Origin of the sequence: uncultured Cellulomonas sp. (assembly GCF_947494015.1) — a bacterium.
GTDB lineage: Bacteria > Actinomycetota > Actinomycetes > Actinomycetales > Cellulomonadaceae > Pengzhenrongella.
This window is the reverse complement of record NZ_CANLTL010000011.1, coordinates 17,199-30,631: the sequence shown is the minus strand read 5'-3', so window position 1 is coordinate 30,631 and position 13,433 is coordinate 17,199. Positions and strand designations below refer to the sequence as shown.

Genomic DNA, 13,433 nt, shown 5'->3' with positions numbered 1-13,433 from the left:
GGAGCCATGCGTAGAGCGAAGATCGTGTGCACCATCGGACCCGCGACCGAGTCCGCCGAGCAGATCCAGGCGCTGGTCGACGCCGGCATGGACGTGGCGCGGCTGAACCGCAGCCACGGTGACACCGAGGTGCACGAGCGCGTGTACAACAACGTGCGCGCCGCCGCCAAGGCCTCCGGCCGCTCGGTCGCCGTGCTGGTCGACCTGCAGGGCCCCAAGATCCGGCTCGGCCGTTTCGCCGAGGGCAAGCACGAGCTCGCCGAGGGCGACGTCTTCACCATCACCACCGAGGACGTGCCCGGCACCAAGGAGCTCGTCTCCACGACCCACAAGGGTCTGCCGGGCGACGCCCGCGTCGGCGACCCGATCCTCATCGACGACGGCCGCGTGCTCGTGCGCGTCACCGCGGTCGAGGGTCCCCGGGTCGTGACCCGGGTCGAGGTCGGTGGCCCGGTGTCGAACAACAAGGGCCTGAACCTGCCCGGTGTCGCGGTCTCCGTGCCCGCCATGTCGGACAAGGACGAGTCGGACCTGCGCTGGGCGCTGCAGGTGGGCGCGGACCTCATCGCGCTGTCCTTCGTGCGCAGCGCCGCCGACTACGACGACGTCCGGCGGATCATGGAGGAGGAGGGCCGGGTCATCCCGGTCATCGCCAAGGTCGAGAAGCCGCAGGCGGTCGAGAACATCGTCGAGATCGTCGAGGCCTTCGACGGCATCATGGTCGCGCGCGGCGACCTCGGGGTGGAGCTGCCGCTGGAGCAGGTCCCGCTCGTGCAGAAGCGCGCCGTCGAGCTCGCCCGTCGCAGCGCCAAGCCGGTGATCGTCGCGACGCAGGTGCTCGAGTCGATGATCTCGGCGCCGCGTCCCACCCGGGCCGAGGCGTCGGACTGCGCCAACGCCGTGCTCGACGGCGCCGACGCCGTCATGCTCTCCGGCGAGACCAGCGTCGGGGACTACCCGATCGAGGCGGTGCGGACGATGGCCCGCATCATCGAGAACACCGAGGAGCTCGGTCGCGAGCGGATCGCGCCGCTCGGCTCGACCCCGCACACCCGCGGTGGGGCGATCACCCGGGCCGCTGCCGAGGTGGGCGAGATCGTCGGGGTGAAGTTCCTGGTGACCTTCACCCAGTCCGGCGACTCCGCACGCCGCATGTCGCGCCTGCGGTCCCCGATCCCGCTGCTGGCGTTCACGCCCGTGACCACGGTCCGCAACGTGCTGTCGCTGAGCTGGGGCGTGCAGAGCTTCGAGGTGGCCCAGGTCGGCTCGACCGACGAGATGGTCGACCAGGTCGACCAGACGCTGCGTGCCAACGGGCTCGCCGAGCTGGGCGACTACGTCGTCGTGGTCTCGGGTGCGCCGGTGGGCGTCGCCGGCACCACGAACTCGATCCTCGTGCACAAGATCGGCGAGGAGGCGGGGCTCTCCCGCCACGCCTGACCCGGCCGCCGACCTGCCCGCCTGCGGCGGACAGGGACGACCGAGCCCCCCGGGACGCTGTCCCGGGGGGCTCGGTCGTTCGGTCGTGCTGGGCCGGGGGGTCGACCCGGGTGGGTCGACCTGTGCGGGTCGACCCGTCGGTGGTCACACCGGTCCGGCCTTCGCGCCCTTCTCCGCCTGCTCCGCCGAGCCGTGCTCGGTGCTGCTGTCCTGCGTGCTCAGGCTGCCGCCAGACGACTCCAGGTGCGCCCGGACGAACCAGTGGAACAGCTCCAGGTCGTGCAGGTGGCCGACCAGCAGGTCGTTGGTGACGTCGTCGATGTCCTCGACGGCCTCGGCGGCCTTGCGGTGGTCGGTGATGACGCCCTGGTAGACGACGTCGAGCGCACCGAGGTGCTCGATCGCGCCGGCCCGGCCGATGGAGTAGTCGTCCCAGGTCCGGGCGGCCACCAGGGCACCGGGCGTGCCCTGCGGCGGCACGCCGAGGGTCGCGATCCGCTCGGCGATGGCGTCGACCATCAGCCGCACGGCGTCGACCTGGGGGTCGATCATCTCGTGCACGGCGATGAAGTTCGGGCCGACGACGTTCCAGTGGATGTGCTTGAGGGTCAGCGCCAGGTCGTTCAGGGCGTGCAGGCGCCCCTGCAGGGCGTCCGCGACGGTCCGGCCCTCCTCCGGCGTCAGCGAGGGGACGGTGAACTTGGGCAGATCGGTCATGACGGTCCTCCGGTCGATACGTCGACGGCGTGCTCCGGTCCGGCCCCCGCGGGGGCCCAGACCCCGATCCTTTCCCACCTCGGCCCGGCCCGCGCGTCGGGACGGCGCGGGACGTCGGGACGGCGCGGGACGTCGGGACGGCCCCGGGGCGCGGCGCCGGGGCGCGGAACGGCGACCGGACCTGGCGGGCGACCGGCGCGCGACCAGCGGCCGAGCGGCGGATGCGCGGCGCCCGACGACGGAGTAGGACTGACGCCATGAGCACCCCCATCCCCGACCCCGCAGACCCTGCCGCCCACGACGACGACCTCGTCGAGGCCGAGGGGACCAACGCGGGTGGTCGCCCCGACGCCCGACCCCCCGCCGGCGACGTGCTGGCCGGCGGACACCCCGAGGACGGCCCCCGGTCCCTCGCCGACACCGAGGCGAAGTGGCACGAGCACGAGCTCGCCGGAGAGGCGTGGGACGACCCGGACCGTCTGTAGCCTGCTGTCGCCCCCGTCTTGGGCCGGGCGCATCGGCTGCGTAGGCTCGGCCCATGTCCGCCACCGACCGTCTGCACGTCACGGTCACCGGTGAGCCCGACGGCAGGGCCATGGTCTTCGCGCACGGGTTCGGCTGCGACCAGGCGATGTGGCGGCTGGTCGCGCCGGCCTTCGAGGCCGACCACCGGGTCGTGCTGTTCGACCACGTCGGAGCGGGTCGGTCCGACCTGAGCGCCTACGACCCCGTGCGGTACGCGTCCCTGGACGGGTACGCCGACGACGTGGTGGACCTGTGCCGCGAGCTCGGCCTGCGCGACGTCGTCCTCGTCGCCCACTCGGTGAGCGCCATGATCGGCGTGCTGGCGGTGCGCCGTGCCCCCGAGCTGTTCGGCAGCCTGGTCATGGTGTCGCCCTCCCCGCGGTACGCCGACGACGAGGACTACGTCGGCGGGCTGACCGAGGCGGACATCGACGGGCTGCTGGAGTCCCTGGACAGCAACTACCTGGGCTGGTCGGCGCAGATGGCCCCGGTCATCATGGGCAACCCCGACCGGCCCGAGCTCGGCGAGGAGCTCACGGCGAGCTTCTGCCGGACGGACCCGGCGATCGCCCGGCAGTTCGCCGAGGTGACCTTCCGCGGGGACAACCGCGCCGACCTCGCCGGTGTCCGGATCCCCACGCTCGTGATCCAGGTGGCCGACGACGCCATCGCGCCGGTCGCCGTCGGACGGTTCGTGCACGAGCAGATCCCCGGCAGCAGCCTGATGGTGCTCGACACCGCCGGGCACTGCCCGCACCTGAGCGCCCCGCAGGAGACGATCGCCGCGATCCGCTCCTTCCTGGGGACGTCCGTCCCCGGATGATCGGCGGACCGGGGCCCGAGGAGGTCCGCACCGCTGTGCTGCCGGACGAGTCCGCCGAGGAGCTGTACGACGACGCCCCGTGCGGCTACCTGACCACGACGGCCGACGGCACCATCGTGCGGGTCAACGGCACCTTCCTGCGGTGGACCGGGCGCAGCAGCGACGACCTGGTGGGCCGCACCCGGTTCCGGGACCTGCTCACCGCCGGCGGCCGGGTCTTCCACGAGACGCACTACGCGCCGATGCTGGCGCTGCACGGCTCGGTGCGGGAGATCGCCCTGGACGTGGTGCGTGCCGACGGCACCACGCTGCCGGCGCTCGTGAGCGCGGTCCGCCGGCCCACCGCCGGCGGCGGGCCCGCGCTGGTCCGCACCACGGTCTTCGACGCGACCCACCGGCGTGAGTACGAGCTGGAGCTGCTGCGGGCGCGCCGGGCCGCGGAGGCCTCCGAGGCCCGCATGCGCGCGCTGCAGGAGGTCGTCGAGCGGCTCGCCGCGGCGTCGTCGTCCGCGGACGTCGTCGAGGTGATCGCGTCCGCCGCAGCCCTGGCCCTGGCGGCGCGCGGCTCGACGGTCTGGCTGCTGGACGGACTGGCGGGGGCCGAGCCGTCCGACCTGGCGCTGGTCGCGTGGACCGGCATGGTCCAGCCCCAGGTGCGCCGGATCGAGCCCACCTCGACGCTGCCGCACCGTTGGTGCGTCACCGAGGCGGTGGTCCAGGTGGTCGAGCCGGTGCCGGACGGCGCGGCGGCCGGCCCGCTCGAGCCGGTGACGACCGCGCCGGGTACCAGCCGGGTCGCCCTGGTGCCCCTGGTGACCGGTGACCGCCCGGTCGGGGTCCTCGCCGTGGAGCTGCCGTCCGACCGGGAGATCACGCCGACCACGTCGAGCCTGATGGGGACGCTGGGCCGGCAGGCCGGGCAGGCGCTGGAGCGGGCGCGCCTGGCCGACAGCGCCGCCGAGCAGGCGCGGCGCTCGGCGTTCCTGCTCCGTGCGGCGACCGTGCTGGCCGCCGCCACGGACTTCCGCGACACGCTCGAACGGCTGGCCGCCGTCGCCGTGCCCGCGCTGGCCGACATCTGCCTCATCGACATCCTCACCGAGTCCGGCCCGGTGCGGATGGTCGGCCGGCACGGGGACCCGGCGCGGCAGCCGTTCGTCGACGAGGTCGTCCGCGACTACTCCCCGACGGTGTCGGACGACTCGCCCGCCGTCCAGGCGCTGCTCGGGGGCGAGGTGGTGTGGCAGCAGCACGTCGACCGGGCCTGGCTCGAGGCCGGGACGCGCGACGAGCGGCACCGCCAGCTCGCCGAGGCGGCAGGCTTCGACGGGTTCATCGCGGTGCCGCTGATCACCGAGGACCGCGTGCTGGGCGCGATCACGCTGGCCACCGGGCCGACCCGGGACCCGTTCACCCAGGCGGACGTCGAGCTGGCCCAGGAGCTCGGCCGCCAGGTCGCGCTGGTCGCGGCCCGGGCGGAGCGCTTCGACGTCGAGTACCGGGCGTCGCACGCGCTGCAGGCCGGACTGCTGCCGCCGCTGCCGCCGCCGGTCGAGGGGCTGGCCGTGGGGGTGCGGTACCTGCCGGCGTCGCGCTGGGCCGACGTCGGGGGGGACTTCTACGACGTGCTGCCGCTGGCGGACGGGTCGGTCGCGTTCGCCGTCGGCGACGTCGTCGGGCACGACCTGACGGCTGCGGCCACGATGGGACAGCTGCGCAGCGTCTACCGGGCGCTCGTGGCCGAGGGGGCGTCGCCGGCCGAGGTGATCGACCGGATGCAGGCGAGCTGGCCGGTGCTCGGCCTCGAGCGGATGGCCACCGGGGTGTTCGGGCGGCTGTGGCCGGCGACGGGCGAGGTGCGGCTGGCGTCCGCGGGGCACCCGCCGCCGCTGCTGGTCCACGGGGGGCGGGCCGAGCTGGTGCCGGTGCGTCCCACGACGATGCTGGGGATCACGCTCGGTCCAGCTCCCGAGTGGTCGGGCACCGTGCCGCCCGACGCGACGATCGTGCTGTACACCGACGGACTGGTGGAGGTCCGCACGGAGCGCCTGGACGCCGGGCTGGAACGGCTGCGGCGCACCGCGGCGGACTCGGGCACCCACGACCCGGAGAGCCTCTGCGACGCACTGCTCGCCGAGCTCGTGGCCGGGCACCGCGGCGACGACGTCGCGCTGCTCGCCATCGGCCGCCCGGGCGCCGCACGCTGACCGGACGGCGGCGGCCGGCGGACCGGGTCCGCTCGCCGCCGCTGTCAGTGCCGGCGGTCGAGCGGTCCCCACTCGGGGGAGCGCTGCTCGGCCACCAGACGCTCGCACTCGGCCAGCACCGCGTCGTCGACCCACGCGACCGGTCGGACGTCCCGCACGAGCGGCTCGTTGTCCGGACCGCGGCTGCACTCGCGGCCGCGCAGGATCCAGGCCCGCACGCCCGGCCCGCGCAGGTCACGCAGGTGCCGGTAGTCGTAGAGCCGTCGCGCGACCCAGAGGTCGAGCGGCCGGGGTCCCCACCACGGCTCGACCCGTAGCGAGTTGGCCGAGACCCCGGGCAGCTCGATACCGGTCAGCGCGTCCCGGCTGGTGGCCGCGTCGCCGCCGTCGAGGTCGGTGTCCGGGCCGAGCGACCACCGGACGTAGAGGTCGGCGTCGCCCGACCTGAGCAGCTCGACGAGCCCGTCCAGCGTCGAGATGGTCGGCAGCGTCACAGAGACCTCCGAGGTCGGTCCGACTCCAGCCTGCACCGCGCGCCGTCCCGCGGCATCCGCGCGGCCCGGCGCCGCCGGTCGCCCGGCCACCTGCTGCCGGTCGGGGCGGAGACGCCGGCGCCCGGTCACTACCGTGGGCTCGTGCCCGCCCCCGACGACGCCGTGCCGAGCCCGGCCGCTGCGGTGACCACCCCCGCCGTGACCACCCCCGCGGTGACCACCCCCGCGGTGACCAGCCGTGCCGTGACGGGCCCTACCCCGAGCGGCCCTGCCGCGACCCCCGCGCCCGGGCCGGGCGGCGCCGGCGCGACCAGCGGGCCGAGCGGTCTCGTGGTGGGCGACGACGGTCTCGCGCGGCCGGCCTGGGCCGCGGTGCACCCGCTGCTGCGCGAGTACTACGACACCGAGTGGGGCCTGCCGGTGCGCGACGAGCGGGGGCTGTTCGAGCGGCTGAGCCTGGAGGCGTTCCAGTCGGGCCTGTCGTGGGCGACGATCCTGCGCAAGCGCGCCGCGTTCCGCGAGGTCTTCGACGGGTTCGACCCGGACCGGGTCGCCGGCTACACCGACGACGACGTCGCCCGGCTCCTCGCCGACGCCCGCATCGTGCGCAACGGGGCCAAGATCCGGGCGACCATCACCAACGCCCGGGCGACGGTGGCGCTGCGCGGGGACGTCGGCCTCGCGGACCTGCTGTGGTCGTTCCGGCCGGCAGCGACTCCCGCGCCGCGGACCGCGGCCGAGGTGCCCACCCGGTCGCCGGAGTCCGTGGCGCTCGCCCGGGAGCTGCGGCGACGGGGCTTCGTGTTCGTCGGGCCGACCACGATGTTCGCGCTGATGGAGGCCGTCGGCATCGTGGACACGCACCTCGTGGGCAGTCACCGGCGCGGCACGTCCGGGGTGTGGGACTGACCGACCGGGCTGTCGACCCGACGAGGCTGCCCGCCGACCGGCGTCACCGACGGGCTGTCACCGACCGGCTGGTGCCCTCGCCCTGCGCGGCGGCGACCACCCGCTCGCAGACGTCATGGGTGACCAGCGCGTCGCGTGCGTCCAGGCGGCGACCGTCGCGCACGGCACCGAGGAACTCGGCGCACATCGCGTCGAACCCGCGCAGCCGGGTGGCCGGGGCCCACGGGTCGCGGCGGACGAGGCGCTCGCCGTCGGCGAGGTCGACGACGTCACCGAGGTCCGTGACCTGGCGGCGCCTGCCGTCCCCGACGACGTCCAGCAGCTCGTGGGACATGCCCGCCGTCCAGCTCATCAGGCCCACCGCGAGCCTGCCGTCCCCGCTGAACTGCACGGCCAGCCGGCGGCACCCGCCGTCGTCGGACGTGCGGGTCGAGATGAGCAGGTCCTCCAGCGTGGACGGGACGAGGAACCGCACGGTGTCGACCACGTGGATGAAGTCGTCGAACACCATGTCGCGGGCGGCCCCGAGCGGGTGCGAGCGGTGCTTGTGCAGGACCACCAGGTCGCGGTCGGCCCAGCGGGCGACCTCGGCGACCGCGGGGGCGTAGCGGCGGTTGAACCCGACCATCAACGAGACGCCCGCCGTCTCGGCGACCTCGACCAGCGCATGCGCGGCGGCGGCGTCGGTGGCGAGCGGCTTGTCGACGAGCACCGGCACGCCGGCCCGCAGCAGCGTGCCGGCGACCTCGGGATGGGTCGACGACGGCGTGTGCACCAGGGCGGCGTCCAGCCCGGCCGCCACCGCGTCGTCGACCGTGGTGAACCGGTCCGACGCCCGTACGGCGTCGCCCACCTCGGCGAGCGTGCGGGCGTTGCGCGTGACCAGGACGGGGGTGATCCCGGGGGTCGTGGCCAGGACCGGCAGGTACGCCTTGCGCGCGATGGACCCCAGCCCGACGACGCCGACACGCATGCTCGCTCCTTCCTGGACGAGCCGCACGACCGGCCCGAGACGGGACCCATGATGCGCCGACCGCGGGCGGATGACGGCGCCGACGACGGCGGGCGTCATCGGGCGGTGCCGTGCCGGTGCCCGTGATGCGCGCCGTGTTGCCCGTGCCGAGGAGAAGTGGTTACGTTCTCAGCGGTCCGCGCGGCCACCTCGACGAACGGGTCGGGGCACTCCGGCGGGCTGCTGGGCCCGGTCGATCCCCGCCGACGTCCCGTCGGTCGGGCCGGGCTCGACCGCCCCCCGGGCGCCGGGACCGGGGCTCTCACAGAGGCTGGAGACAACCGATGAATCGGACATCTGGGCGCTGGGCCGCCCTCACGGTCGTGGCCGGGCTCGCGCTCACGGCGTGCGCGACCGGCACGTCAGGACCCGAAGGCGGCGCGGACGTCGAGTTCGACTCGGGCGCCGACGTCAGCGGTGGCCTGTCGGTCATGGGCTTCGGCGCCGGCGACGAGGTCGCCACCGCCCGGCTCGACCGCGTCGAGGACGCCATGCCGGACGTCGACGTCGAGCTCATCGAGGGCGACCTGGACATCCAGCAGTTCCTCTCCTCGGTCGCCGCCGGCGACCCGCCCGAGCTGGTGTACGCCAACCGCGACCAGATCGGCACCTTCGCCTCCCGTGGCGCGATCATCCCGCTCGACGACTGCATCGAGGGGGAGGGCATCGACACCTCCCAGTACCTCGACAGCGCACTGCAGCAGGTCACCTTCGACGACCACATCTACGCGATCCCGGAGTTCAACGGGCTGGCGATCACGATGGCGAACTCCGAGCTGCTGTCCGCGGCCGGCCTGTCCATCGAGGACGTCAACGGGTCCGACTGGGACGCCGTCACCGCGGCCACCGAGACCATGATGGTCGACGACGGCGCGGGGCTCAGCGTCATCGGGTTCGACAGCAAGCTGCCCGAGTTCCTGCCCCTGTGGGCCAAGGCCAACGGCGCGGACCTGCTCTCCGAGGACGGCCGGACCGCTCAGCTCAACGACCCGGCGGTCGTCGAGGCGCTCGAGTGGGCCGTGAACATCTACGACCTGCAGGGCGGGTTCGGTGCCGTCAAGGCCTACCGTGACTCGGCCGACTTCTTCGGCGAGGGCAACCAGTTCGCCACCGACGTGCTCGGGGCGATGCCCATGGAGACCTGGTACGTCAACGTCCTGCAGGACGCCTCGCCGGATGCCCCGATGATGTTCGACACGGTCCACAGCCGTGAGGGTGACGCGATCGCCTACGGCTCCGGCTCGTCGTGGGCCATCCCGGCGGACAGCGCCAACCCCGAGGCGGCCTGCCGCTACATGAAGATCATGACCGAGGCCGACTCGTGGCTGGCCGCTGCGCAGGCCCGCGCGGACGTCCGCGCCGAGGAGGGGCAGCCGTTCACCGGCCTGCAGCCCACCGCCAACACCGAGGCCGACGCGCAGATCCGCGAGATGATCGGCGACGACGTCCCCGAGCCGTGGGCCTCGGCCATCGACGCCGCCTACGAGGCGAACGACAACTCCTTCTCGCTGCCCGCGAACCCGGCCGACGCCGAGTTCAAGTCGGCGTGGCAGGACGCGGTGAACCGGGTGCTCAACGGTCAGGCCGAGCCGCAGGAGTCGCTCGACCAGGGCCAGGAGGAGGCGCAGGAGGCCCTCGACGAGGCGTGGGCGCAGTGGGACGAGCAGGGATGATGTCGTGACCGCCACGACGCAGCGCACGCCCGCCGCGGTCGGGGCGACCCGACCGCGGCAGGCGCAGCGCGTGAACCGTCGCCGCGAGACGCGCGCCGCCCTGCTGTTCATCAGTCCGTGGATCGTCGGCTTCCTGGTGCTGACCCTGTGGCCGGTGCTGTACAGCGGCTACCTGTCGCTCACGGACTACGACGTGTTCAACGCGCCGAACTTCGTCGGGCTGGAGAACTACCAGCGCCTGGCCGCCGACGACGACGCGCGCCGCGCGATCGGGAACACGTTCTTCTACGCGGTGATCCAGGTGCCGCTGCAGGTCATCGTGTCGCTCGCGCTCGCGCTGCTGCTCAACCAGGCGGGCCGCTCCTCCGGATTCTTCCGGACGGTCTTCTTCCTGCCCCGCATGACCCCGCCGGTCGCCGTCGGGGTGCTGCTGCTGCTGCTGTTCAACGGCCAGGACGGGCTCATCAACGAGGTGCTGGGCTGGTTCGGCATCGACGGGCCGAACTGGACGACGGACTCGGCCTGGGTCAAGCCGGGGCTCATCCTCATGAGCCTGTGGGCGGTCGGGTCGTCGGTCATCATCCTGCTCGCCGCTCTGCGCAACGTGCCCACCGAGCTGTACGACGCGGCCCGGGTGGACGGCGCCAACCCCTGGCAGAAGACGACGCGGATCACCGTCCCGATGATCTCCGGTGCGCTGTTCTTCGTCTTCATCATCAACTCGATCGACGCGCTGCAGTCCTTCACCGAGGCGTACACGGCGTACTTCGGGGCCGGGAACTCCACCTACAGCAACGAGGCCGCGGAGTTCTACTCGATCTACCTGTTCCGCGAGGCGTTCGAGTTCCTCCACATGGGGTACGCGTCCGCGCTGGCCTGGGTGCTCTTCGTCATCATCCTGGCGATCACGCTGGTCCAGCTGAAGGTCTCCAAGCGGTTCGTCTACTACGAGGGGGACCAGCGGTGACCGCGAGCATCGAGAGCACCTCCGTCCGGCGCCAGAACGTCGGCCGGTCGGCGGCCGTCGCCGGCGTGGGCGGCCTCGGCGGCGGGCGGCGACGGCGCATCACCCCGGGTCGGGTGCTCGTCGTGGCGGCGCTGCTGGCCTGCTCCGTCGTGTTCATCTACCCGTTCGTGTGGCTCGTCTCGGCCTCGTTCAAGCCGCGCGGGGAGGTGTTCGACAACCAGATCATCCCCGAGACCTTCACGCTCCAGAACTACGTGCAGGTGTGGCAGGAAGCACCCATGCTGCTGTGGCTGGGCAACACCGTCCTGGTCACGGTGCTGGCCGCCACGACGGTGACCCTGTCCAGCGCGCTCGTCGCGTGGGGGTTCTCCTACTTCCGGTTCCCCGGGCGCAACGCCCTGTTCGGGCTCGTGCTGGCCACGATGATGCTGCCCGGAGCCGTCACGATGATCCCGACGTTCCTCATCTGGAACGCGGTCGGGCTCACCGACACCCTGTACCCGCTGTGGGCCGGGAACCTCTTCGGCAGCGCCTTCTACATCTTCCTGCTCCGTCAGTTCTTCCTGGGGCTGCCGCGTGAGCTGTTCGACGCGGCCAAGATCGACGGTGCCAACAACTGGCAGCTGTTCTCCCGGATCGCGCTGCCGCTGACCAAGCCGGCGATCATCGTGACGCTGCTGTTCGAGTTCCAGGCGGCCTGGACCGACCTGATGCGGCCGCTGATCTACCTGCGCGACTCGAGCAACTTCACCATCCCGCGTGGCCTGAAGTCGCTCGTCGACCGCTACGGGTTCGGCGGTGAGTGGCACTGGGAGATCATCGTGACCGCGAGCGTGATCACCACGGTGCCGATGATCATCCTGTTCTTCCTCGGCCAGCGGCACTTCGTCGAGGGCATCGCGACCACCGGGTCGAAGGGCTGACCCGGTCCGCCGGGTCCACGGGGGCGACATGGCGGACGCGGCCCAACCGGTCCGGCGGCCGGAGCGACCGCTGCGTCGGGCGACCATCAAGGACGTCGCGGACGCGGCCGGGGTCTCCAGGTCCACGGCGTCGCGTGCGCTGAACGGCCGCGGGTACGTCGGGCTCGGCATCCGGGAGCGAGTCCAGGCGGCTGCCGAGACCCTCGGGTACGTGCCCGACGACATGGCGCGGCACCTGAAGGAGCGGGTCTCGCGCTCCGTCGGGGTGCTGGTGTCGGACCTGCGCACACCGTTCTACGCCGACGTCGCCGCGGGCATCAGCACGGGCGCCCGTCGGCGCGGCCTGGCCATGGTGCTGGGCGACGGCAGCGGCAGTGCCGTCGACGAGGTGGAGACGGCGCGCAGGTTCGTCGCCCTGCGGGTCGCCGGGGTCATCCTCACCCCGGTCTCGGCGCAGGTGACCACGTTCCTGGCGCGCCAACGGGTGCCGGTGGTGGAGGTGGACCGGCACTTCGGCGGGGGCTCCTGCGACGTCGTCGTGGTCGCCGGTGCCGCTGCGGCGGGCGAGGCGGCCGAGCACCTCCTCGGCCTCGGGCACCGGCGGATCGCGCTGCTGGTCGACCTGGCCGGCTGGAGCGCCGACCAGGACCGGGAGGCGGGTTTCCGGCAGGCGTGCGCCACAGCCGGGGTCCCGGTGGACGACTCCCTCGTCGTGCGGTGCGGGCCCGGGGTCGCAGCCGCTCGGGACCGGGCGCTGGAGCTGCTGCGTGGTCCCGGCGCGCCCACCGCCGTCCTGACCACCGCCGCCTGGCTGGCCGAGGGGGTGTGGCGGGCCGCGACGGACCTGCGGCTGCGGATCCCGGACGAGCTCAGCCTGGTGACCTTCGACGACGCGCCGTGGATGAGTCTGGTCACGCCCGCGGTCACCGCCGTCGAGCAGGACGGCGTCCGGCTCGGTGAGATCGCGCTCGAGCGGCTCCTGGGACGGATCGAGGCGCCGGCCGAACCGCCGCAGACCGTGGCGCTGACCGCCCGGACCCATCACCGCGGGTCCACCGCGGCGCCGCCGGGCGCCCGCGCCGTCGCCGGCGGACGGCGGTCGGTCAACGCTGTCAGTCATATGGGTGCACACGCTGGTCAAACAGGGGTGTGACCTGCCACAGTGGATCCGTCGCCGACGACGTCCCGGCCAGCGATCACCGGGCGCGCCGCGCGTGGGAGCCACCGCCGCTGTGACCGTCAGGACGCCACCATGAGCCAGACCCTGCCGTACCGGGCTCTTCCCCCGACCGGGACCAGGCCCGGCGACGTCACCCTCGAGGCCCGCCGGGGCCACCTGCTGGTGCGGTTCTCCGGCGAGGTCGACACCGCGCTGCGTGCGCAGTTCGCCCGGGTCCTGGGGGCCGTCCGGGCCGTCGGGGAGCCGGTCGAGGTCGACTGCCGCGAGGTGACGTTCTTCTGCGCGGAGGGTGTCCGGATGCTCATGCTGCTGCAGTCCGCGGCGGGTGGCCCGGGCGTGGTGGCCCTGCGGTCGTCCGACGCGGTGGACCGGACGCTGCGGCTGTCCGGCATCGAGCACTACCCGCGGCTCGACTGACCCGTCAGCCGGCCTGCACGTCGGCCGGTCGCGCATCGGCACCCGGTGGGGCCCCCGAGGTCCGCTCAGGTGACGGCCAGGTGCTGGAGGGAGGATCGCGGGGAGCAGCCGGTCCCGACGTGGCGCCGCGCCGTCGCCCCGTGCGA

Annotated in this window: 13 protein-coding genes; 10 read left to right on the top strand and 3 right to left on the bottom strand. The window is 73.5% G+C overall.

The window, feature by feature from the left end; translation table 11 throughout:
• Nucleotides 1-6 precede the first annotated feature (6 nt).
• The gene (gene pyk / locus Q0840_RS13035) at nucleotides 7-1,440 is read left to right on the top strand and encodes a pyruvate kinase (protein ID WP_298460008.1); all 1,434 of its coding nucleotides are present in this window, start codon (nucleotides 7-9) and stop codon (nucleotides 1,438-1,440) included.
• A gap of 144 nt (nucleotides 1,441-1,584) precedes the next feature.
• On the opposite strand, the gene Q0840_RS13030 is transcribed toward pyk, so the two are convergent.
• The gene (locus tag Q0840_RS13030) at nucleotides 1,585-2,157 is read right to left on the bottom strand and encodes a Dps family protein (protein ID WP_298460006.1); all 573 of its coding nucleotides are present in this window, start codon (nucleotides 2,155-2,157) and stop codon (nucleotides 1,585-1,587) included.
• A 257-nt stretch (nucleotides 2,158-2,414) separates the two neighbouring features.
• Here Q0840_RS13030 and Q0840_RS13025 point away from each other — a divergent pair, with 257 nt between their 5' ends.
• Genes Q0840_RS13025 through Q0840_RS13015 form a run of 3 tightly spaced genes read left to right on the top strand, consistent with a single transcriptional unit; the run spans nucleotide 2,415 to nucleotide 5,712 of the window.
• Entirely contained in the window at nucleotides 2,415-2,642 is a 228-nt protein-coding gene (locus Q0840_RS13025; protein ID WP_298460005.1) for a hypothetical protein, read from the top strand.
• Between the two features lie 53 nt (nucleotides 2,643-2,695).
• Nucleotides 2,696-3,505: an alpha/beta fold hydrolase gene (locus tag Q0840_RS13020; protein WP_298460002.1), complete on the top strand. Its 810-nt coding sequence runs from the start codon at nucleotides 2,696-2,698 to the stop codon at nucleotides 3,503-3,505.
• Entirely contained in the window at nucleotides 3,502-5,712 is a 2,211-nt protein-coding gene (locus tag Q0840_RS13015) for a SpoIIE family protein phosphatase (protein ID WP_298460000.1), read from the top strand. Before Q0840_RS13020 ends, Q0840_RS13015 begins: the two co-directional genes overlap by 4 nt.
• A 44-nt stretch (nucleotides 5,713-5,756) precedes the next feature.
• Here the strand turns inward: Q0840_RS13015 and Q0840_RS13010 are convergent, their stop codons facing one another.
• Nucleotides 5,757-6,206 (bottom strand): DUF6098 family protein, encoded by a 450-nt coding sequence (locus Q0840_RS13010; protein ID WP_298459998.1) that lies wholly within the window; start codon nucleotides 6,204-6,206, stop codon nucleotides 5,757-5,759.
• Between the two features lie 330 nt (nucleotides 6,207-6,536).
• Here Q0840_RS13010 and Q0840_RS13005 point away from each other — a divergent pair, with 330 nt between their 5' ends.
• A complete protein-coding gene (locus Q0840_RS13005; RefSeq protein ID WP_298460210.1) occupies nucleotides 6,537-7,115 on the top strand; it encodes a DNA-3-methyladenine glycosylase I in 579 nt (192 codons plus the stop codon).
• Between the two features lie 43 nt (nucleotides 7,116-7,158).
• Here Q0840_RS13005 and Q0840_RS13000 read toward each other — a convergent pair whose 3' ends face one another.
• Nucleotides 7,159-8,088 (bottom strand): Gfo/Idh/MocA family protein, encoded by a 930-nt coding sequence (locus Q0840_RS13000; protein WP_298459996.1) that lies wholly within the window; start codon nucleotides 8,086-8,088, stop codon nucleotides 7,159-7,161.
• A gap of 323 nt (nucleotides 8,089-8,411) precedes the next feature.
• Between Q0840_RS13000 and Q0840_RS12995 the strand changes: the two genes are divergently transcribed.
• The 5 genes from Q0840_RS12995 to Q0840_RS12975 all read left to right on the top strand — a co-directional run bounded on the left by Q0840_RS12995 (nucleotide 8,412) and on the right by Q0840_RS12975 (nucleotide 13,287).
• Nucleotides 8,412-9,800: an ABC transporter substrate-binding protein gene (locus Q0840_RS12995; RefSeq protein WP_298459995.1), complete on the top strand. Its 1,389-nt coding sequence runs from the start codon at nucleotides 8,412-8,414 to the stop codon at nucleotides 9,798-9,800.
• A gap of 4 nt (nucleotides 9,801-9,804) precedes the next feature.
• Nucleotides 9,805-10,767: a carbohydrate ABC transporter permease gene (locus tag Q0840_RS12990; protein WP_298459994.1), complete on the top strand. Its 963-nt coding sequence runs from the start codon at nucleotides 9,805-9,807 to the stop codon at nucleotides 10,765-10,767.
• Nucleotides 10,764-11,690 carry a carbohydrate ABC transporter permease gene (locus Q0840_RS12985; protein ID WP_298459992.1) on the top strand — a complete coding sequence of 309 codons (927 nt, stop codon included), beginning with the start codon at nucleotides 10,764-10,766 and terminating at the stop codon, nucleotides 11,688-11,690. The genes Q0840_RS12990 and Q0840_RS12985 overlap by 4 nt, the downstream gene beginning before the upstream one ends.
• A 28-nt stretch (nucleotides 11,691-11,718) precedes the next feature.
• The gene (locus Q0840_RS12980; RefSeq protein ID WP_298459990.1) at nucleotides 11,719-12,843 is read left to right on the top strand and encodes a LacI family DNA-binding transcriptional regulator; all 1,125 of its coding nucleotides are present in this window, start codon (nucleotides 11,719-11,721) and stop codon (nucleotides 12,841-12,843) included.
• Nucleotides 12,844-12,942: 99 nt separating this feature from the next.
• Nucleotides 12,943-13,287 (top strand): STAS domain-containing protein, encoded by a 345-nt coding sequence (locus Q0840_RS12975; RefSeq protein WP_298459988.1) that lies wholly within the window; start codon nucleotides 12,943-12,945, stop codon nucleotides 13,285-13,287.
• Nucleotides 13,288-13,433: the final 146 nt, after the last annotated feature.